A 20,974-nucleotide genomic window follows, 5' to 3' on the forward strand; every position below is an offset into this window, starting at 1 on the left:
TTATCAATCTAAATAAAAATGTTTTTTTATAGGCAGGGGCATAGCTGAGAATATCAATTCACCCAATTCTTCCGGAGATTCTTTCATACCGTTCTCAAGCCAGTCCTTAGTAACGTTAACTCCACCATATGCATTAAATTTTATAGCGAAAAGGATATCTGGAGGCAATGAATCACTATTGGTTTTCTTAAGAATATGTTTGGTGTGACAGTCAACAGTGTACTTAAAAATATTATTATAAAAAGACAAATGAGTTTTATCATCAAAAGCTTTTTTAAAATAGATATAGTCCTCTTTAATAAACTCGACAATTCTTCCGGCAACCTGTCCCCACGGCTCTTTTTCTATATATTGCTGAATAATTTTATCGGCCTTATCATTGTAAATCCATGAAATCAGATCATATTTACTGGAGAAATGATAATAGAACATTTGTCTGCTTACCTGACAATTATCTGTGATATCTGTTACGGTGATCGATTGTATCGGATTTTTTTTTGCCAAATTAATTAAGGATTCAGCAAGTAGTTCCTTAGCTGTTGTTTTTCGTATCATATGAATCCTCCACAAGATTTTCATTTTACATTGAATTCTATTCTTATATTGTCCAGAATTTTTACACTCCTATCAATCTGTCAAACTTTTTTACACTCCCACGAATCAGTCTATTATTATTCAAGTAACAATGCTTTATACTGGTTATGTGAATAGCGGGCAAGATAAATTGGTAGATTTTGCTGGAACAACTCGATATCTTTTCATGAAGGAGAGCACCATGATGAATCCAAAAAAAATTAAAAATGTAACTGTCAATGCGTCATTCAGCAGCGAGAATGAAGTTGCTAAAAAGAATATGGATGTAATTATAGACTTTTTTTCTCTATACCTAGGGGACACAGACAAATTTTATTCTCTGTGGGTTGAAGATAATCCGATTGTAATTACCCCATTTACAACTGATGATGTGGCAGTTTTGCACGATGCTGTTCAAGAAGGATGGGAAGCTGTAAAAGGTTTCTTTAATCCCATTTTCAATGATATGAAGGGGACTTTCGAATGGACCATTGACGAGTTCATGGTAGGTGAAAACCCTGACACGATTGTTACGAAAACACGCAGCCATATTGATATCACAGCAAATGGAGCATGGGGAGAAAACAAAAAAATAAAATACAACGGAATATATGTTCAGATCTTTAAATTTGAAAATAATAAAATAAAATCCTTCGAAGAATACTATGATACCGCACTGCTAAATAAACAATACTCATAAAAAAGACACTATTAGCACAGATAATAACTCTAAACTTGTAATCAAGTTTAGAGTTATTTTTCATTTGCCCTGCTTCGATTTATTTATTCTGCTTCGGCATCATCAGTCATTTTTTCCACTAAGCTCCGCAAGCCGTGGTTGGTGGTATTTAGTTGATCAATCACATTCATAAATTCCGTTACAAGTTTGGCTTGCTCTTGCGAGGAAACCGCAATCTGCGTGATCTCCTGCTCCATATTGTAAACCGATTGTCTGACGGCTTGCAGGGACTGTTCAATCCGTCCGGTTGCTTCTTTTGTACCCGTGGACATCTTGCGAATTTCTGTAGCTACGACTCCAAAACCCGCTCCAGCTTCACCCACCCGGGCAGCTTCAATTGCTGCATTTAAGCCAAGCAAGTTGGTCTGCTCTGAAATTTCCTTAATGTAGCCGGCCACTTCAGTCACGTTACCGGAATCTTCAACCGCCTTTTTCGTATTGCTCAGGATTTCTTCAGCCGTCGCACTAAGCTCCTCCGAATGGGCCGCCACATGCTGAATCCCTTCAACTAGCTTGCTTGTAACCTCCTCGGCTTGAGTCATCAACTTCTTCAATTGATCTTGATTATCCATACTATAGGTGATACACATCACAGCCGTAATCTCATTTTGTACATTCTTAATAGGGTGAAAGTATGAATCAGCAGCGATTCCAAAAACTTCAGCAGCATAACGCTCTCTGGTCTTTTCACCACCCACTAACATTTTGAAGTCTCTGTGGACGTCAGGAAGAGGATCGCCTGCTTTGAAGTCATACACTAAGCTTTTACCTGATTGGAAGAACAGAAACTTTTCTCTATCCATTACAGAAATTGAAACATCTTGACGTGCAGCTTCCCTAATAAACGGCATAGCGGCCAGAACAGCTTCTACTTGATTCATAATATGTATCCACTTCCTCATATTTTGATATATGCCCTATCCTATATTTCGACATTTTCATCCAAATATTTTAGTCAATTTAAAAATACTAATGATGATGTTGAACCCTAACCTGTATACATGTATCGTAATTTCCTGAAGGGTATCCATTTTCTCTATTGTAATATAGATCCATTTAAGGTATTATTTTCATTTAATAATAAATTCAAACAGCGCATACCGATTGAACATTGGCACGCGCTGAATGTATGACTTTTTTTGAGACAGGTACTAAGATTTAATCCAACTGCTCTCCATTGGTTTCGATCACATTCTTATACCAATAAAAGCTTTTCTTTCTGGATCTGGCAAATGTCCCGTTGCCTTCATTATCCTTATCCACATAGATGAACCCATAACGCTTCTTCATTTCACCGGTTCCTGCACTTACCAGATCAATACATCCCCACGGAGTATAGCCTATCAAGTCTACCCCATCAGCAATCGCTTCTTTCATTTGCTCAATGTGTTGTTTCAGATAGTCAATTCGATAATCATCGTTAATTGAACCGTCTTCTTCTACTGTATCTACGGCACCAAGACCATTTTCAACAACCATTAGCGGGATTTCATATCGGTTATAAATGTTATTGAGGGACCATCTTAATCCCTGTGGATCAATTTGCCAGTCCCAAGCACTTGCTTTCAAATGAGGATTCTTTAATCCCATGGATAAATTCCCTCCCACCTTCTCCTGGTTGGGATCGGCACTGACACAAGTAGATGAATAATAACTGAAGGTATAGAAATCCACACAGCCTTCTTTCAGGATATTCTCATCATGTTCCTGCATGGCGATATCAATACTATTTTCTTTAAAATATCGCTTGGCAAATCCAGGGTATGCACCTCTTACTTGAACATCTGAACACAGGAAATTGCTCAAGTTATCCTTTTGTTGGGCCAGCAGAATATCATCAGGATGACATGTAAGTGGATATGAACACATATAAGCGATCATACAGCCTATTTTAAAGTCCTTGTTGATTTCATGGCCCAGTTTTACTGCCTTTGCACTCGCAATAAACTGATGGTGCAAAGCTTGATACAGAACCTGCTCATCCTTCACTGTAGCATGGGCAAGCTCTCCATTCCCCTCCGGCATCATGGCTCCAGCCATGAACGCACCAAAAGACAAGGTTAAAATATTGATTTCATTAAAGGTCAGCCAGTATTTTACGACATCTTGATATCTGTTAAAAAGCACTTCACAATATCTCACATAAAAGTCTACCACTCTGCGGTCAGACCAGCCATTATATTTTTGAGTTAGATTAAACGGCGCTTCGTAATGTGAGATCGTAACCAAAGGCTCGATATTATACTTTTTCAATTCTGCAAATACACGATCATAGAACTGTAAGCCTTGCTCATTCGGCTCTGTATCATCTCCGTTAGGAAATATTCTTGACCAGGCAATGGACATTCTAAAGACCTTGAAACCCATTTCTGCAAATAATCGGATATCCTCTTTATAGTGATGGAAGAAATCAATAGCCTCGTGACTTGGATAGTTCATTCCTGCTTCCAATACAGGTGTAATTCTTCGGGAAGTCGTATGTGTCCCAGCTGTAATTACATCGGCTGTGCTCAATCCCTTACCGTCTTCGTTATATCCACCTTCAAATTGGTTAGCAGCCGTAGCCCCTCCCCATAAAAATCCTTGCGGAAACTCCAAATTAGTTGTGTTTTTCATTGCTTAATTCCTCCTCAACATTTTATCTGCTTAGGCTCCCTCCAATGGCTTCGTACAAAAACCGCGTCGGAAGCCTAAGCTCATTATCAGAATGCCAATTCCCATTTATCGGAATTAGACTACAACCGTCAATAAATCCTCTTGATACTCAATCGACTTCTTCTCCGTTTCAATTACATCCAGGTAATTCGCAGTATTGGCAACGATTACAGGTGTGGTCAGAACATAGCCAGCCTCTTTGAGCGCTTCCATATCAAACTCCATGAGCAGCTGACCTTTTTTAACAGCATCCCCCTGTTTTACTTTAGGATAAAAATGTTTGCCTTTTAATTTGACCGTATCCTTGCCTACATGGATAAGGACTTCAACACCATGATCACTGGTAATTCCGATCGCATGCCCTGACGAAAATAATGATGTTAATACGCCATCTACAGGTGAAACGACCTTGCCTTCGGAAGGTTCAATAGCAATCCCTTTACCCAGGGCACCTGTCGAAAAGGCTTCGTCCGTGACTTCAGATAAAGGCTTCACTTCGCCTTTTAATGGACTAATCACAGTCTCTTGTTTGACTAAAATTTCTCCTTTAGCTGCTCCTGTTGTGCTGTCTTCCTTGTTCGCTTCTTTCACTTCATCATCTTTAAATCCGCTAAAGAACATAAGTAAGAATCCTAATACAAAGCTTACCAAGATTCCAATAATAGCTCCATAAAATCCGCTGTCCATACCTGCCGGACTGATATAGCTCGGGATGGCGAAAATACCCAGTCCACCAATGATATAACCTTTAGTGCCCATCATTCCTATAATACCGCCACCTACTGCAGCCGCTATACAACTTAAAATAAATGGCTTCTTACGTGGCAATGTAATCCCGTAAATCGCTGGTTCTGTAACACCAAAAATCCCGGAGATGACAGCTGGAATGGAAAGTGATCTCAGTTTTGCATTTTTGGTTTTAAACAAAATCGCCAGCACGACACCCGTCTGAGCAAAGGAAGCTCCCAGCGTAGCCGCAAGAATCGGATCGAATTTAAGTACTGCCAAGTTGTTCATAGCGATAGGAACAAGTCCCCAGTGTAATCCAAAGATAACAAACACTTGCCAGAAAGCGCCCATGATTATGCCTTCAATAATTGGACTTAAGTTATACACAAAGAGGGTTGCTGCCCCAAGCAGTTGACCTGCCCAAGTCGAGAGAGGTCCAATCACAATCAATGCTAAGGGTACAATAACTAACAAGGTGAAAAACGGAACCAAAAATGTTCTCACTACGCTAGGGATTACCTTCTTAAAGAAGTTTTCTATTTTTGAGCCTACATAGGTGGATATGATAATCGGAAGAACGGTTGACGCATAGCTCATCAGAATGACCGGAATACCCAAGAAGGTGATATATACCGGTGACTCAAATATAGTACCGCTAAATAGAGTGTACAGTGGTTTGCCCGAGGCTGTTATCGTGCTAAATGTTGGGTACACAAGCGATGCACCTATAGCCATACCTATAAAAATGTTGGCATTGAACTTTTTCGCTGACGTATACCCCAGGAAAACAGGAAAGAAATAAAACAAACAATCACCTAAAGCATTGAGAATTTGATAGGTACCAGATGCAGTGGTCAGCCAGCCCAAAGCTACAAATAAGGCAGTGAAGCCCTTAATCATACCTGTGGCACTCAGGACACCGAGTGTTGGTGTAAATACACCTGAAATGGTATCAATGAATCTATTAAACAAACTCACTTTTTCATCTGATGCTTCTTCTGAAGAGGCTTCCTGGAAACCGCCTACAGCAGTAACTTCAGCGTAAACCTCCGGTACATGGTTACCTATAACAACCTGGTATTGTCCACCACTTTTTACTACTGTAACAACACCATCCATGTTTTTCAAAACCTCTGTATTGGCCTTGCTTTCATCTTTTAGTTTGAAACGCAAACGTGTTACACAATGAGTTAGACTATTCACATTTTCTTTGCCGCCGACATTTTTGATAATGTCTTTTGCTAATGTCTCATACTTCATCGTAACTTCCCCTTTATTTGTAGTTGGCATTTTGCATCCATCTCGAGAGCGTTTCAGCAATATTATAGACTGCCTATATATTGTGCCTTCGAGGGAATTGAACTATTCAAAATAATGGTATTTATAAAAAAAGGCGAAACCAAATAGATCGAATTCGATCTAGGTTGGTTTCGCCTGCATTACCAGTAACAATCCAAGAAGTTATTCAATTTGTCTTTGGGTTACGCGCTGAATATGAATCGTTATATACAGCTTTTCCTCATCTGACAATACCGTGTTCAAGTATTTCTCAATCTTCAGCATGCAGCCATAGGCCTTTTTGTACTTTGCTTTCACTTGCCTCCACAAAAAGTCGTCTTCCAGTTCTACTTTTTCTTTTTTATTTAATCGCTGAAAGAAGAATCTTAAATGTGTAATAAATCTCTCATAACTGATTGAGTGTTCATCTATGGTGTTATTATAAGAGTATTTAATAATATTTAAGATATCCTGTATTTTTTGAGTTTGCTGTGCAACATCTGCTACCTTATTGTAGGAGCTGTTTACTTGAGCATTTATTAAATGAAGGGCTATATTGCCTGCTTCATCTTCTGACAAGCGTTTGCCTGTTTCGTCTTCAATGAACTCCAGTGCTTTTAATCCAACCCCAAATTCTTTGGGATAAAATTTTTTAATTTCCCAAATTAACGGATTTGCATTTTTAAGCCCTTCATCGAACATTTTAAATGCATTGTTCATATGATCCGTAAGAGAAACATATATATAATCGCTCAATTGTGCTTCTAATATGCTTTTTCCATATTCAATAATGTCATAGCATAACGAAACATATTCTGAAGGAACATCCTCTAACAATAATTTAAATTTCTCTGAAGCATCTTTATGTTTAAGCACAAAGGTCTTTTCAATTAAATGCTCTTCTACTTTTTCCCCTGCACTCTTTTTGAATGCAATACCACGCCCCATAACAACAAATTCATCTCTTTTTGAATCTTTGGCTATTATAGCGTTGTTATTAAATATCTTCGTTATGATCATCTAACTGCCCCCCTTATCCCATAAAATTTAAAAAAGGATTTAGATGCTGGGCGAAATTTCAGATAGGTCACAAGACGGTAATAGCCGATCAAACCTTCGTCGTTAATCAAATTAAATGTATTGATTTACAACTTCATGTTATGAAAACGCATTCATATTAAGAGACAAAAGCCTTACGTTTTCCCTGAATGATCTTGAGTGCTCCCAAACCGATCTGATATTCCGTTTTGAAAATGGATATAGTCGGTTAACCACGTCCTATGACATCATTTTTCGGATGTCGATTCGTTGGTCGACGTCATCATCTTTGTTGTTCAGCACTTGTAAGGCTTTATATCACTCACCTTTCTGAGTTATGGCTGGACCAGATATTCATATCTTGCAGGATAAAAAGCTTGAATTCTAAAAGAAAAGGCAAAACCCAACACATGGAAATCTAATTCCATGTCCCGGGTTTTGCCTTTTCAGTAACAATCCCAAGATCATAATAACATCGAATTTAAGTTTTGCCAACAAAAATGTTTGCGCTTTCTTTTTGGGGGCAGCCACAACAAATACAGCACATTTTTATGGTATAAAATGTCATCCACCAATGTAAGACATGTTGATTTTTTTTCTATTCTTTGCTGTCTGTTCAGTGCGTTCGTCAGAATATCGGTCAGTACGTAGCTCCCATACCTCAGTAATCACGGCGAGCAGTTCTTCGTCACTCGCTCCGTTGCGAAGCATATGACGTAGGTCAAAACCGGCTGAAGCAAACAAGCACGTATAAAACTTGCCATCAGACGATAAGCGTGCACGTGTACAGGACGAACAAAACGATTCGGAAACCGAGGTAATAAAGCCAACCTGTGCCTCACTGTCTTTATAGCGATAGCGCTCTGCCACTTCTCCAAAATAGTTGCGCTCCACTGGCTCCAGCTCGTAAGTATTTTTTAGACGCTCATAAATTTCTTTTTTTGTTAAAACTTTTTTAAAGCTCCACCCTATGCTGTTCCCTGCATCCATAAACTCAATAAACCGAAGGGTAATCCCCTGTTCTTTAAAATAAGCAGCCATCGGCAAAATTTCGGAATCATTTAGACCTTTTTGTACCACCATATTGACCTTGATTTCAAAGCCAATTTTTTGTGCATAATCGATCTGCTTCAAAATAAAAGCAGGCTTAATGCCCCGTCCATTCAACCGCCCAAACAGTTCAGGATCCAGAGCGTCCACACTGACATTCAGCCGTCGTAACCCCGCGTCATAGAGGCGCTGTGCCTGTTGCCCTAGTAGCAAACCATTTGTGGTCAAACCGACATCTTCCAGTCCGTCAATGGACAGGATTTTGGAGACAAGGTCGGGCAGGTTCCGGCGCATTAATGGTTCGCCGCCCGTCAGTCGGATTTTTTTTACCCCTACGCTTACAAAGAGCTTCGCCAGCCGATGAATCTCTTCGAATGACAGACATTCACTTTTGGGAAGAAAGGCAAAATCGTCTCCGAAAATTTCTTTTGGCATGCAGTAGGAACAGCGAAAATTGCAGCGGTCCGTCACGGATATACGTAAATCACGAATCGGCCGTCTCAATTGGTCTTTCAGTGGATGTGAACTCATGTGGCCACCTCCTTTTCTAGTTGTCTAGGATCGTTATCTTTAACCGCCGCTGACGGGCGGAATAAAAGCTGCGACGTCTCCATCCTGCAGCACATCCGTAAGCAACGCATATTCCTCGTTTACTGCAATTCGTACAGAACTGATCGGTAGATCTGGATATCTTTCTGCTATCCAACCGTATAAGTCGCCAACAGTTCGACCCACCAAATCCGCCATTTCTTCAGCTATTCCCGTCACCTCACGGAGTCCCGCAAAATAGTACAATTTAATCATCACTAATCTCCCCCGGCCTTTTCTTTTGGTATCCAATCCACTGTGTTCCGTCATCCCAAATCTCTTGTTTCCAGATCGGAACCATCTCTTTAATTCGTTCGATCGCATATTCGTTGGCTTTATAGGCTTCTGAGCGATGCGGTGAAGAAACGGCGATAACAACGGCGATATCACCGATTTGAAGCTCGCCAATCCGGTGCCCAATCGCTACTCTTGTCCCTTCCCATTTCTGTTCAATTTCGTGGCCAATCTCCGCGAGCTTTTTCTTGGCCATGGGTACATAGGCCTCATAAGCGAGATATAACGTCCGCACGCCTTGGGTCCACTCTCGTACGTGCCCTGTAAACACGGTCACCGCTCCCGCTTCTGGCCTTAAGACATAATCCGCATAAGCCTGCGGGATAATGGGCTCCGTTACGATTTCAAATACACTCATCTTTTCCACCTTCCAGCCACCGGACAAGCCACTCTCCGGTGACAGACTCTTTTAAATGTTTCTGCTTTTTGTATCTACATCTCGTTTAACCGAACAACTGATGATATAGTTTTTGACCGTTGGCAACACTCCGGACACCGTGAATGAGAAGCCTTCCGTTTTTAAATAGAATCATTCGATGCTTAAAGGCATAAAATTCAACGAAGTAAGGGGTTCTTTTTACACTTCCCGCCATAAGACTGCCCATTTTCTCTGCATCGTCCAGCGTAATCGGACGATGGGGATCCGGAAGAACCTGCACCACATCCCGTCCACACAGGGCAGCATACGCCGAGCGGCGTGATGCTGTCAGTGCAGGAAACGTAGGATGTTCTCCACAGGTTGGACAATCTTGGTTACGGATGCGGGAAATCCCTATGTCCATCTGCGTGTTTTCCCATAAATCAAATAGATGAACCTTGCGGCGCATCTTATCACGTCTGCCGCTCAGCCATTTCATGGCTTCTGTACATTGGAGAGCGGCCGTCACCTGGACTGCGGGTGAGATGATTCCAGCCGTATCGCAGGTCTGATTGATCGCTGGCAGCGATGGCAGAAGGCAGCGAAAACAGGCTGACTTGCCCGGCACGAAAGGAAAAACGACGCCTGTGCTTCCAACACAGGCTCCGTAAATCCATGGAATTCCAGCCTTCAATACGGCATCATTTATGAGAAGGCGGGTTTCGAAATTGTCCGTTGCATCCATAATTAATGTACTTTTGCCCGCAAGCTCTTGTACAAGCCCAGCATCCAGATTGTCGAGATATGTGTACAACCGTACGTTTTCTCGTATGGCCTTCAACCTTCTTTCGGCAGCCATAACCTTGGGCAGCATTTCCGCGGCGTCCTGTTCTGTGAACAGTTGCTGACGTTGCAGATTCGACAGCTCCACATAATCCCTGTCGACAAGGTGAAGCTCTCCAACGCCCGCTCTTACCAGTGTTTCGGCAATGGTGGAACCCAATGCTCCGCAACCGATAATGGTGACGACAGCAGCGGACAGATTACGCTGCCCTTCGCCGCCGATGGGTCTAAATAAGATCTGTCTTGAATAACGTTCATTCATTAGATTGTGTCCCTTGATAATACAGCCATATAACGAGGATCAGGCTAGCCAGCGCCACTTGGGAGAGTAGCATGAATCCAATGGAATATTGGCCAGTAGCGGCATGAATCGTCGACAACAAGATCGGAGGGAAAAAGCCACCGAGACCGCCCATCATGGATACAATTCCGTTAACTATGCCTGCCTGTTTATTAAAATAAAATGGAACTAGCTTGAAAATGACGCCGTTCCCCATTCCAGCACATACAGCGATCGCCAAGCAGCCTACTGTATAAAGGGTGATCCCTGGTGAAAAAGCCAAAAGAATCGCAGCGACCGTATAAACAGAGAACGTACCTACCAGCAGGAACAGGGGCTGAAACCGATCCGCCAGCCAGCCACCGATGGGGCGGAAGAAAGTGGCAATCGCAATGAAGCCTGCTGTGCGCATCCCTGCATCCACTTTAGTCAGTTCAAAATTCGATACCAGGAAATTCGGCAAGTACACCGTGAACGCTACAAATGAGCCAAACGTAATAAAATAAAAGAGCGAGAAAAACCAAAGCTTTTCATTTTTGTAAACCCCTTTGATCTGTTCCATAATGGGCGTCTTTACTTTAGCTTCTTGACGGTCCCCTAAGAAGAAATTCAAAAGGATAAAAACAAGCAGCAGAATGAGATACAGCTTCACTGTAGGGGCCCAGCCAATTTGGGTAGCCACAATAGGGGCCGAGAAGGTAGTGACGGCTGTTCCCAAATTTCCTATACCATACATTCCATTTACAAACCCATGCTTTTCCTTTGGATAATACTTCGGCAGCGAAGTCACCCCAACCGAGAACACAGCTCCTCCAATCCCAAGGAACAAGCCCCCGATAATTAAATCCATCATCGTAGAAGCTTCACTGATATAGTAGACGGGAAACAAAAGCAAAATAAAGCTAACGAGAAAAACGATTCTTGCTCCGAAGATGTTGGCATAGTAACCCAAAGGAATGCGCAGAATCGATCCAAGCACGACCGGAATCGCCGTGACCATGGCCAATTTTCCGGGTGGAATAGCAATATCTTCGGTAATAAACGGCATGAGGGAAGAAATGATAACCCATACCATGAATCCAAGAATCAAGTTCATTGTTTGTAGCGGCAACTGCATTTTTCTAATCATTCAACTCACCTTTTTCAACGTTTTTTCTGTCGAATTATTTATTTGAATTTTCTGTCCCCATTGTAGCCGCTAGCCGTTCTTTTCGAATATAGGGGACTCCCCTTTCCCTTACAGGGGAGTCCCTGAAAATAAAAAAAGCCGCCTTCATAAGAAGCGGCTTGGTCTGTTCAAGATATAAGCGTATTTAATTTGTCACATAACTTGGTCAGATCATTCCGATTGATCTGTTGCTCTGCCATAGGAAAAAGTACAGTTTCCTCTTTTATAAAATGTACAGTCAGCACTTCAAAGGCCTCTCCCGCGTTCTTGGCCACCTCCTGAATCTCATCAAGCGAGAGCAAACTCAAATCGCCCTCCGTCTGATAAAGAAAATGACCGATATAGCCTTCTATTTCACGGTGCTCCTCCTGTATACCGACGAGCGGCCCCTGTTCAAAACCAATGTAGGTTCCTAGCAGCGAAAAGAAGTGTTCTTCTTCCTTTTCGGTATGCTTCTTGAGGGGTATCATAAAATCGATAATCTGCATTCTCAGCTTTTCCAGTTGCTTGCGGCCTTCTTCCATATCTAGCATTCTGTGCTCAAACCACAGTACAATGGCATGCCATTCATCCATCAGATATGTTAGATATCGATGCTCATTTTCAAGAATACGCATGGCGGGTTTGGAAAAGCGCATTTTCTCATTTTCCGGCACGCGGATTTCCTCCATTCATCGGCTAAAAATCCAGCATTTTTTTCTTTAACGCATATTGGACCAGTTCAGGCCGGCTTCTTAAATTCAATTTTTCCATGATTTTCGCTTTGTTCGCTTCCACCGTCTTGACAGAGATGAACAGCTTTTCCGCAACTTCCTTGTTACCGTAACCTTTTGCGACCAGAGGCAGAATCTCCAGTTCCCGCTTGGACAGGATCTCATATGGATCTTCTGATTGTGACGTCGTATCTTTTTTGATGAACTCACGAACGAGAGAGGTGGCCATTTTAGGATGGATATAAGTCCCACCCCCATGAATGGTTCGTATAGCAAGCAATAGCTCCTCATCTGGAGCATTTTTCAAAACGTATCCTGAAGCACCATTCTTTAAAATATGAAAAAGATATTCTTCATCGTCATGCATGGTCAGAATCAGAATTTTAGTATCAGGATGGTCCTCTTTAATCTTGCCTGTGGCGATCAATCCACTTTCGCCTGGGGGCATGCTGAGGTCCATGATTAGAATATCCGGACGATATTTAGCCACCATCGTATACGCTTCAATGCCATCCGCAGCCGTTCCGACAACCTCCATATCTGATTGGAAGTTCAAAATCATGGAAAATCCGCTTCGTACAATCGCATGGTCATCCGCTAACACAATTTTGATCAAGTCTCTATTCCTCCTCTTGGCCAATCGGAATTTGTAAAAAGACTTTGGTTCCCTGACCAACATTTGAAAGGACGCCAAAACTTCCGCCTACCAGCTCTGCTCGCTCCTGCATACCATATAACCCTAATCCCGTTCCAATAGGCTTGCTCCCCTTTTCAAAGCCAATTCCATCGTCCTCTACAGTCAAACGAAGCGTATGATCGTGCTCAGTCAAAGAAACTTTAACCATGTCTACCTGGGCATACTTCAAGGCATTGAGAACAGCCTCCTGGCAGACACGATAAATGACCGTTTCCTTTTCACTTCCATATCGCTTTTGGGGAAGATCCGACACAAATTCAACGACAAGACCAAAGCTTTGTTCAACCCTCTTAAAGTGGGAACGAAATGCCGCTTCAAGCCCAAAATCATCAAGTGTAGCGGGGCGTAGTTCCACAGACAGGTTGCGGATATCATCCAGCAATCGCGTCATGGATGCTTCAGTCTGCTTCATGTTTTTGATGAGCTGTTCATCATTCGTCATGTATTTTAACACCCGTAGTTCAACTACCGCGCTCATCAATTCCTGGGCGACGCTGTCGTGCAGTTCCCTGGAAAGCCGTTTACGCTCATTTTCCTGCGCTTCAATGACATGCTTCATCATTTTGTTTTGATACAATTTTTCCTGCGTCTGAAATTGCGGAGTCAAGTCTCTCAACATCAACACCCGTGTTCCATGTTCAGAATCAATGGTGTGAAAAGAAGCGGCATAGGGAACCATTCCGTTGCTCTTCGTTTCCAGATACACCTGAAAAGAAGCGAAGTCCTTGGATTCTGGCATATTGAAATAACAATCAAGGCAGGTACGGGGCTCCATTTCGCTTGTATAGCCCCTACATGTTCCACATAAAGCTCTTTCCTTCCCTTCATAGAGTTGAATGAGGACGTCATCGCCCACAATCTCCTCAGCTGCCGGGTTCATGGCTAGGGTATTCCCTTGCCTATCAAAAAAGAAAATGGCTTCCGTACTGTTCTCAAACAACTTCACCATCAGCGCACTCAAAGAGCCAGTCCCTACAGACAATGTCAATTCACATCACTTCCTTCCCGTTCAACTCTCCAATTCCCCTGTGCGCCAAGTCTTCCAAATCACGCATCATGGCTTCGGTCATCAGCTGTTCTTCCCGAAATCCACCAAGCAGTACGCCCGCGACGCGAGCATCATTCCATAGGGGAACAGCCCCGAGACTCTTGAGCCTCTCGGATTGAACGATCGGATAGTTAAACAGGTTGTCTGCCCCCACATATTGATAAACAGATGGAATGAAAACGGATTTCCCGGTTTTAAACACGATTCCTGCTATGCCCTTACCGGATTGCAGCACAATCCGCTTAAAGCGATCATTTAAATTACCGGCTGCATTTTTCCATTTAATTACGTATTGATATTCGGCCGGTTCAACCAGAGCAAGCGCCATGAAATCATAACCGAAATGTTCGCGTATTCGCTCAAGCTCCCTTTGATAATCCATCCTATTATTCATCGCTCTCTCCTAATAGAATTAGGAAAGAAGGCAGAGCCCGCTTTCCTAATTCGATTTATGTCTTCTGTAAAGGATATAACTTCTGCGCACATAATTCAACGGAACACTCCACACATGTACAAGCCGGGTAAACGGCCAGAATGCAAAAATCGCAAAGCCCATAAGTATATGAAGCCTGAAAGACATCGGTACATCTCTCATCAGTGTCGGGTCAACACGGAATATGAATAAACCGCGGAACCAGATCGAGATCGTCTCCCGATAATCGAATTCCGGCTGTACCGCATTCGTCACGAGAGTCGCGAACATCCCCATGCATACAATGGCCAATAGCAATACGTTTACAATCAAATCAGACGCTGTACTTAAACGGCGTACACTGCGTATTGTAAAACGACGAGAGGTAAGAATCAACATACCGAGGAACGTCATCGCTCCAAATATTCCACCAACATAAACTGCTCCAATATGATACAGATGATCGTTTACACCCAGTGCATGCATCCAGGTTTTTGGTATGCCCAGACCGGATACATGACCCATAATAACCGGGATAATACCCAGGTGGAATAAGAGACTTCCGATCATCAATTGTTTTTTTTCAATAAACTCACTTGATTTCGCTGTCCAATTGAACTGGTCGTTTCTGTAGCGGAAAATATGCCCTACTATAAAGACGACCACGCACATATAAGGGAAAATAACCCATAAAAACTGCTCTAGCATCATCATTGCGCGGCTGCCTCCTGTTCTACGCAAGCTTTAATCGTTTCGCGCAGTCCCTTCACCAGATGAAAATACGGGCTTTCCATTTTTTCCAGTGCTTTAAGCAAATGATATGTGCCGTCTTCCAGGATCGCGATTGGCATACGGAAGTTTTCTGTCGTCTTCGGATCTTGCGCCCATTCGGCGGCATACAGAAATTCACACATGAGCGGAAGGTAATCTGGCAGCTCTCCATCTGGCATTTCAAGACCGTACATCTCATATAGCACCTTTAACTTGACCAACATTTGTCCCCGTTCTTTTGCATCTTCGAATTTAAAGTAAGTCATATATAGTGCACAATTTTTTTGAAAATCAAAGGTTTCTGTATACATTTCCTGAATCTCTTCCATACTGAACTCTTGCATAAGGGACCAGTAGGTGTTCGCATACGTATATGCCGGATGGTTTGGATCAAACGACGCTTCCAGAAAAGCCGGATGAAAATCCAGCTTTTCCGGGTACATGAGTTGCTGGGCGAAAAACCCGAATGATGGCTTGCATTCATACAGCTTCGCTACATTAATCACGCCAAATACCCCCGTAGAAGTTTTCTTCATACATTTCTTTTCCAGTTTTCAAAGGCTCTTCCATGCCCATTGAACTTGCCATACTACAGCCGTCACATCCAGAGCCTGAACCCATGTTTCCCATGGTATCACCGTAACCAGTAGATCCTTGAGCTCGGTACGGGTTCGAATATCCTTCTTTATGCGATGTCGGAATGACGAAACGATCCTCATACTTGGCAATCGCCAGAAGTCGATACATCTGCTCGGTCTGCCGCGGTGTCATGCCGATGCGCTCAAGACGGCTTTCATCGAAAGATTGTCCTGTGGACTGGGCACGCATATAGGAGCGCATCATAGCCATTCGCTGCAAGGATTCCTTCACGGTTTGCGTGTCGCCCGCCGTCAACATATTGGCAAGGTACTGAATGGGGGTGCGCATCTCTTCGATAGCCGGAAAGATCATATCGGGATTCTCAATCGAGTCTTTCCCTTCAAAGTAATTCATGATTGGACTAAGTGGTGGCACATACCACACCATAGGTAATGTGCGGTATTCTGGATGAAGCGGGAATGCCAGCTTGTGCTCAATGGCAAGCTTGTAGACAGGCGAGTTCTGCGCTGCTTCGATCCAGTCCTCCGAGATACCGTCTTTTCTCGCTTGAGCAATCACTGCCGGATCACTTGGATCCATGAACAGGTCGCACTGCGCTTTGTAAAGTTCTTTCTCATCCTGCGTAGAAGCGGCCTCAAGCACCCGATCCGCGTCATACAGCATAACGCCGAGGTAGCGAATTCGTCCTGTACATGTCTCGGAGCAGACTGTCGGCAGGCCAGCTTCCACACGTGGGAAACAGAAGGTACATTTTTCCGCTTTGTTCGTCTGCCAGTTAAAGTACACTTTTTTGTATGGACAGCCCGTCATGCAATACCGCCAGCCACGGCAGGCTTCCTGATCCACGAGCACGATTCCGTCCTCGTCCCGTTTGTACATGGCGCCCGAAGGACAGGACGCGACACAGCTTGGATTTAGGCAATGTTCGCAAAGCCGTGGGAGATAAACCATGAAAGACTTCTCAAAGTTAAATTTAATCTCTTCTTCGATTTTCTGAATATTTGGATCAAGCGGACCGGTTACATGCGCACCCGCCAGGTCATCTTCCCAGTTTGGACCCCACTCCAAATCCATTTTTTCACCCGTTACCGCAGAATGCGCGCGTGCTACAGGTGAATGCTTCTGTTCGCCAGCGTTGGTCAGTTGCTCGTAATTATAAGTCCAGGGCTCATAATAATCTTTCATTTCCGGCATGTCTGGATTGTAAAAAATCTTACCCAGTGCTATCTTGGACAGCTTGTTGCCTGACTTCAGTTCCAGTTTCCCTTTGCGGAGCTGCCAGCCCCCTTTATATAATTCCTGATCTTCCCAGCGCTTCGGATAACCGATACCCGGTTTGGTTTCCACATTGTTAAACCACATATATTCCGCACCTTTGCGGTTCGTCCAGGTTGTTTTACATGTCACGCTGCACGTATGACAGCCAATACATTTATCCAGGTTCATGACCATGGCAATTTGAGCTTTAATCTTCAAGCCAGTTAACCTCCTTCATTTTACGTACCGCAACGTACACATCACGCTGGTTGCCGATCGGACCATAATAGTTGAATCCATAACTAAGCTGAGCATATCCACCGACCATCTGGGTTGGTTTGAGATGAATTCTTGTCGGTGCGTTATGACTACCGCCGCGTGTATCCGTGATTTCGGAGCCTGGCACTTGAATGTGCTTATCCTGAGCATGGTACATGAACATCGTTCCTCTTGGCATCCGGTGGCTGACAACGGTCCGGGCGGTTACGACGCCGTTACGGTTGTATACCTCTACCCAGTCATTGTCAGCAAGACCATGTGCCTCTGCGTCTTCGTTGTTGATCCACACCGTAGGACCTCCGCGAAACAGTGTCAGCATGTGCTGGTTGTCCTGATAGGTGGAGTGAATATTCCATTTACCGTGCGGTGTCAGATAACGAAGCACAAGTGAATCTTGCCCGCCTTTTATTTCCCGGTCGCGAGGACCGAACACCATCGGCGGCAGCGTCGGTTTGTAGATCGGCAATGATTCCCCAAATTGTTGGAAAATCTCATGATCAATATAGAAATGCTGTCTTCCCGTCAAAGTACGAAACGGAACGAGACGTTCAATATTCGTTGTAAATGGTGAATAGCGGCGTCCCTTCTTGTTCGATCCAGTGAATACCGGTGTCGGTATAACTTCACGCGGCTGTGCCGTGATACTTTGGAAAGTGATCCTTTCCGCTGCACGATCGGCCGAGATGTCTTTGAGTTCCACACCGTGAAGCTCTTCTGCCTGCTCATAAGCCTTTTGCGACACCCGTCCATTAGTCGCGGATGAAAGGTGAAGAATTGCATTGGCCACTTGGCGAGCTGTCTGGATTTTGGGCAGCCCATCTTTAATGGACTCATCGTAATAAACTCCGTTCAACTTTTTCATTTCCTCATATTCGTCCGCTACGGAGAAGCTGACACCATGCGCACCTGCTTTTCCAGTAGTCAAATTAGGACCGAGTGAGATAAATTTATCGTGAATTTTAGTATAATCGCGTTCGATGATGCTGAAATTCGGCATGGTTTTACCCGGAGTCGCTTCAATCTCGCCCTTCGTCCAATCCTTTACAAGACCCATCGGCTGTGAAATTTCGCCTATACTATCGTGTGCGAGCGGCGCAGTCACAAGGTCTTTATATGTTCCTGGCAGGTACTCTTTTGCCATATCCGAAAAGACTTCGGAAAGCTGGCGGTAAATATCCCAGTCCGCGCGGGATTCCCACAGTGGATTAACAGCCGGATTAAACGGGTGCACGAAAGGATGCATGTCTGTTGACGACAAGTCTGTTTTTTCATACCAGGTTGCCGCCGGAAGTACGATATCCGCGTATAGTGGGGTTGTTGTCATCCGGAAATCAAGTGCAACCATCAGATCAAGCTTTCCTTCCACATCTTCCCGCCAGACGATTTCCTCGGGTTTCTGTTCTTCGTTCGGCCGGGCAAGCAGGGCATCAGATGCTCCGAGTAAATGTTTCATAAAATACTCTTGTCCCTTCGCCGAACTGGAAATCAGATTTGACCGCCAAACAAAGAGTGAGCGCGGGAAGTTCTCGGCTGCCCCAGGATCTTCTACAGCGAAGCGTGTCTTACGTGATTTAATCTCTTCCACAGAATGATTAATGATGTCCTCGTTGGACTTCTTGCCTAATTGCGCAGCCTCTTCGGCGAACAGTAGACTGTTTTTATTAAACTGTGGATAAGAAGGCAGCCACCCCAGGCGCGCTGCGAGCACGTTGTAGTCTGCTGGATGTGTGTAACTGACATCCCCGCCAATCGGTGACTTCAAGGTGTCTGTTCCACTTTCTTCGTAACGCCACTGCTCTGTTGCAAAGTAGAAAAACGATGTAGCATTTTGCTGTCGAGCCGCCCCTTGCCAGTCTTTTGCAAAGGCAATCGTTGACCAGCCTTCGATTGGGCGAAGCTTTTCTTGACCAACATAATGCGCCCAGCCTCCACCGTTTACACCTTGGGAAGCAGTCAACACGACAAGATTCAAGATGGACCGATAGATCGTGTCACTATTGAACCAGTGGTTGATACCCGCACCCATAATAATCATGGAGCGCCCTTTAGTATCGATAGCATTTTGAGCAAATTCCCGAGCAATCTGTACCACAACAGACGCCTTCACGCCTGTGATCTTCTCCTGCCAGGCAGGGGTATAATGCGAAGCTTCGTCGTAATAATTTTTGGCGTTATGAGGGCTGTCATTGCGTACGACACCATACTGGCTCATCATCAAATCGTACACGGTTGCTACGTAACGTTCCGAGCCATCTGCCAAGCGTACTTTTTTGGCCGGAATTACACGTTTGAACGTTCCATTACCAGCGTTATCAAAGTAAGGGAATACGACTTCTTCCCATTGCTCGCCATGACCTTCCACAGTGAGTGCGGGCTCAACCTTTGTTCCGTCTTCCCGTTCCAGAATCAGGTTCCATTTCTTATCCTGCTCCCAGCGCTGTCCCATCGTACCGTTCGGGACCAGCATTTCCCCCGCCGCTTCGTCATATATGACCGGCTTCCAGTCCGCATGCGGCGAAACATCGCCCAGGTCACTCGCCCGTAGAAAACGTCCACCTTTCCAGGCTCCTTCGTGTGGATCAAGCAGAATCATAAACGGCATATCCGTATATTGTTTGGCATAGTTAATGAACATCGGTTCTTGGCGATCTTTGTAAAACTCATCCAAAATAACATGCGTCATAGCCTGGGCTATGGCAGCATCTGTACCCGGATGTGGTGCAAGCCAGTTGTCAGCGAACTTCACATTCTCCGCCAAGTCGGGAGCCACTGATACGACTTTTGTTCCCTTATATCTTACTTCCGTCATAAAATGAGCGTCTGGCGTCCGGGTAAGCGGTACGTTCGATCCCCACATAATCAGGTAACCCGCATTGTACCAATCAGAAGATTCCGGTACATCCGTCTGCTCACCCCAAATTTGAGGAGATGAAGGCGGAAGGTCGGCATACCAGTCATAAAAACTCAACATCTGTCCACCGAGAAGCGAAATGAATCGGGCTCCTGAAGCGTAGCTTATCATTGACATCGCCGGAATTGGCGTAAAGCCCGCGATCCGGTCGGGACCATACTTACGAATGGTATAGATGAGTTGCGCCGAGATCAGACGTAGGACATCGTCCCAAGCGACACGGACATGACCGCCTTTTCCGCGAGCTGCTTTGTAGAGCTTGGCTTTCTCCGGATCTTCCACAATGCTTGCCCATGCTTCCACCGGATTGGCATGTTCCTGGATGGCTGCCTGCCAAAGCCGCAACAGCTTGCCGCGCATATAAGGATATTTCACGCGTAATGGACTGTATTCATACCAGGAAAATGTAGCGCCACGCGGGCATCCACGCGGCTCAAATTCTGGCATATCTACACCGCAGGAAGGATAATCGATCTGTTGATTTTCCCAGGTAATGATGCCGTTTTTCACAAAAACCTTCCAACTACAGGAACCGGTGCAGTTCACTCCGTGAGTCGTCCGAACCACTTTGTCGTGAGACCAACGCTGACGGTACACGTTTTCCCATTCTCTATTTTTTTCCTCAAGGATTGACCAATTTCCCGAATAGCTTTCGATCGGTTTAAAAAAGTTGAGGTTGTATTTTTTTTTCAT

Annotated in this window: 19 protein-coding genes; 1 reads left to right on the forward strand and 18 read right to left on the reverse strand. The window is 44.1% G+C overall.

Annotated features, from left to right (window positions below):
- Positions 1 to 3: 3 nt before the first annotated feature.
- Positions 4 to 555 (reverse strand): TetR/AcrR family transcriptional regulator C-terminal domain-containing protein, encoded by a 552-nt coding sequence (locus ACWXW9_RS21975; protein ID WP_494931167.1) that lies wholly within the window; start codon positions 553 to 555, stop codon positions 4 to 6.
- Between the two features lie 220 nt (positions 556 to 775).
- Here ACWXW9_RS21975 and ACWXW9_RS21980 point away from each other — a divergent pair, with 220 nt between their 5' ends.
- On the forward strand, positions 776 to 1,273 hold the full coding sequence (locus ACWXW9_RS21980; protein ID WP_494931168.1) for a nuclear transport factor 2 family protein: 498 nt from the start codon (positions 776 to 778) through the stop codon (positions 1,271 to 1,273).
- An 83-nt stretch (positions 1,274 to 1,356) separates the two neighbouring features.
- Here the strand turns inward: ACWXW9_RS21980 and ACWXW9_RS21985 are convergent, their stop codons facing one another.
- The 17 genes from ACWXW9_RS21985 to ACWXW9_RS22065 form a co-directional block, all read right to left on the reverse strand.
- Positions 1,357 to 2,193: a methyl-accepting chemotaxis protein gene (locus ACWXW9_RS21985; RefSeq protein ID WP_494931169.1), complete on the reverse strand. Its 837-nt coding sequence runs from the start codon at positions 2,191 to 2,193 to the stop codon at positions 1,357 to 1,359.
- 277 nt (positions 2,194 to 2,470) lie between these two features.
- A complete protein-coding gene (locus tag ACWXW9_RS21990) occupies positions 2,471 to 3,928 on the reverse strand; it encodes a glycoside hydrolase family 1 protein (RefSeq protein ID WP_494931170.1) in 1,458 nt (485 codons plus the stop codon).
- 114 nt (positions 3,929 to 4,042) lie between these two features.
- Positions 4,043 to 5,956: a beta-glucoside-specific PTS transporter subunit IIABC gene (locus tag ACWXW9_RS21995; protein WP_494931171.1), complete on the reverse strand. Its 1,914-nt coding sequence runs from the start codon at positions 5,954 to 5,956 to the stop codon at positions 4,043 to 4,045.
- A gap of 201 nt (positions 5,957 to 6,157) precedes the next feature.
- The gene (gene licT, locus ACWXW9_RS22000) at positions 6,158 to 6,994 is read right to left on the reverse strand and encodes a BglG family transcription antiterminator LicT (RefSeq protein WP_494931172.1); all 837 of its coding nucleotides are present in this window, start codon (positions 6,992 to 6,994) and stop codon (positions 6,158 to 6,160) included.
- 582 nt (positions 6,995 to 7,576) lie between these two features.
- Positions 7,577 to 8,593: a GTP 3',8-cyclase MoaA gene (gene moaA / locus ACWXW9_RS22005; protein WP_494931173.1), complete on the reverse strand. Its 1,017-nt coding sequence runs from the start codon at positions 8,591 to 8,593 to the stop codon at positions 7,577 to 7,579.
- 39 nt (positions 8,594 to 8,632) lie between these two features.
- Positions 8,633 to 8,866 carry a MoaD/ThiS family protein gene (locus ACWXW9_RS22010; protein ID WP_354453976.1) on the reverse strand — a complete coding sequence of 78 codons (234 nt, stop codon included), beginning with the start codon at positions 8,864 to 8,866 and terminating at the stop codon, positions 8,633 to 8,635.
- Positions 8,859 to 9,302: a molybdenum cofactor biosynthesis protein MoaE gene (locus ACWXW9_RS22015; RefSeq protein WP_494931174.1), complete on the reverse strand. Its 444-nt coding sequence runs from the start codon at positions 9,300 to 9,302 to the stop codon at positions 8,859 to 8,861. The genes ACWXW9_RS22010 and ACWXW9_RS22015 overlap by 8 nt, the downstream gene beginning before the upstream one ends.
- Positions 9,303 to 9,387: 85 nt before the next feature.
- The gene (locus tag ACWXW9_RS22020; protein ID WP_494931175.1) at positions 9,388 to 10,407 is read right to left on the reverse strand and encodes a ThiF family adenylyltransferase; all 1,020 of its coding nucleotides are present in this window, start codon (positions 10,405 to 10,407) and stop codon (positions 9,388 to 9,390) included.
- Complete coding sequence (locus ACWXW9_RS22025) at positions 10,400 to 11,554, reverse strand: MFS transporter (RefSeq protein ID WP_494931176.1); 1,155 nt, start codon at positions 11,552 to 11,554, stop codon at positions 10,400 to 10,402. Before ACWXW9_RS22025 ends, ACWXW9_RS22020 begins: the two co-directional genes overlap by 8 nt.
- Before the next feature lie 167 nt (positions 11,555 to 11,721).
- Positions 11,722 to 12,249 carry a hemerythrin domain-containing protein gene (locus ACWXW9_RS22030; RefSeq protein ID WP_494931177.1) on the reverse strand — a complete coding sequence of 176 codons (528 nt, stop codon included), beginning with the start codon at positions 12,247 to 12,249 and terminating at the stop codon, positions 11,722 to 11,724.
- Positions 12,250 to 12,271: 22 nt separating this feature from the next.
- Positions 12,272 to 12,919, reverse strand: a complete 648-nt coding sequence (locus ACWXW9_RS22035) for a response regulator transcription factor (RefSeq protein WP_023989699.1) — start codon at positions 12,917 to 12,919, stop codon at positions 12,272 to 12,274.
- A 7-nt stretch (positions 12,920 to 12,926) separates the two neighbouring features.
- Positions 12,927 to 13,991, reverse strand: coding sequence for a PAS domain-containing sensor histidine kinase (locus ACWXW9_RS22040; RefSeq protein WP_494931178.1), 1,065 nt, complete (start codon positions 13,989 to 13,991; stop codon positions 12,927 to 12,929).
- 1 nt (position 13,992) lies between these two features.
- Complete coding sequence (locus ACWXW9_RS22045; protein ID WP_431087601.1) at positions 13,993 to 14,445, reverse strand: GAF domain-containing protein; 453 nt, start codon at positions 14,443 to 14,445, stop codon at positions 13,993 to 13,995.
- Positions 14,446 to 14,490: 45 nt separating this feature from the next.
- Positions 14,491 to 15,174, reverse strand: a complete 684-nt coding sequence (gene narI, locus ACWXW9_RS22050; protein ID WP_082067264.1) for a respiratory nitrate reductase subunit gamma — start codon at positions 15,172 to 15,174, stop codon at positions 14,491 to 14,493.
- Complete coding sequence (narJ, locus tag ACWXW9_RS22055) at positions 15,174 to 15,740, reverse strand: nitrate reductase molybdenum cofactor assembly chaperone (RefSeq protein ID WP_494931231.1); 567 nt, start codon at positions 15,738 to 15,740, stop codon at positions 15,174 to 15,176. Before narJ ends, narI begins: the two co-directional genes overlap by 1 nt.
- Positions 15,733 to 17,310 carry a nitrate reductase subunit beta gene (gene narH, locus ACWXW9_RS22060; protein WP_494931179.1) on the reverse strand — a complete coding sequence of 526 codons (1,578 nt, stop codon included), beginning with the start codon at positions 17,308 to 17,310 and terminating at the stop codon, positions 15,733 to 15,735. The genes narJ and narH overlap by 8 nt, the downstream gene beginning before the upstream one ends.
- Positions 17,300 to 20,974, reverse strand: coding sequence for a nitrate reductase subunit alpha (locus tag ACWXW9_RS22065; protein ID WP_494931180.1), 3,675 nt, complete (start codon positions 20,972 to 20,974; stop codon positions 17,300 to 17,302). The genes narH and ACWXW9_RS22065 overlap by 11 nt, the downstream gene beginning before the upstream one ends.

This window comes from Paenibacillus sp. LT-B23 (genome assembly GCF_059417685.1).

Coding starts and splice junctions, on each gene's coding strand:
- ACWXW9_RS21975 (WP_494931167.1), bottom strand. CDS start 555: ATGATACGAAAAACAACAGCTAAGGAACTACTTGCTGAATCCTTAATT.
- ACWXW9_RS21980 (WP_494931168.1), top strand. CDS start 776: ATGATGAATCCAAAAAAAATTAAAAATGTAACTGTCAATGCGTCATTC.
- ACWXW9_RS21985 (WP_494931169.1), bottom strand. CDS start 2,193: ATGAATCAAGTAGAAGCTGTTCTGGCCGCTATGCCGTTTATTAGGGAA.
- ACWXW9_RS21990 (WP_494931170.1), bottom strand. CDS start 3,928: ATGAAAAACACAACTAATTTGGAGTTTCCGCAAGGATTTTTATGGGGA.
- ACWXW9_RS21995 (WP_494931171.1), bottom strand. CDS start 5,956: ATGAAGTATGAGACATTAGCAAAAGACATTATCAAAAATGTCGGCGGC.
- licT (WP_494931172.1), bottom strand. CDS start 6,994: ATGATCATAACGAAGATATTTAATAACAACGCTATAATAGCCAAAGAT.
- moaA (WP_494931173.1), bottom strand. CDS start 8,593: ATGAGTTCACATCCACTGAAAGACCAATTGAGACGGCCGATTCGTGAT.
- ACWXW9_RS22010 (WP_354453976.1), bottom strand. CDS start 8,866: ATGATTAAATTGTACTATTTTGCGGGACTCCGTGAGGTGACGGGAATA.
- ACWXW9_RS22015 (WP_494931174.1), bottom strand. CDS start 9,302: ATGAGTGTATTTGAAATCGTAACGGAGCCCATTATCCCGCAGGCTTAT.
- ACWXW9_RS22020 (WP_494931175.1), bottom strand. CDS start 10,407: ATGAATGAACGTTATTCAAGACAGATCTTATTTAGACCCATCGGCGGC.
- ACWXW9_RS22025 (WP_494931176.1), bottom strand. CDS start 11,554: ATGATTAGAAAAATGCAGTTGCCGCTACAAACAATGAACTTGATTCTT.
- ACWXW9_RS22045 (WP_431087601.1), bottom strand. CDS start 14,445: ATGAATAATAGGATGGATTATCAAAGGGAGCTTGAGCGAATACGCGAA.
- narI (WP_082067264.1), bottom strand. CDS start 15,174: ATGATGCTAGAGCAGTTTTTATGGGTTATTTTCCCTTATATGTGCGTG.
- ACWXW9_RS22065 (WP_494931180.1), bottom strand. CDS start 20,974: ATGAAAAAAAAATACAACCTCAACTTTTTTAAACCGATCGAAAGCTAT.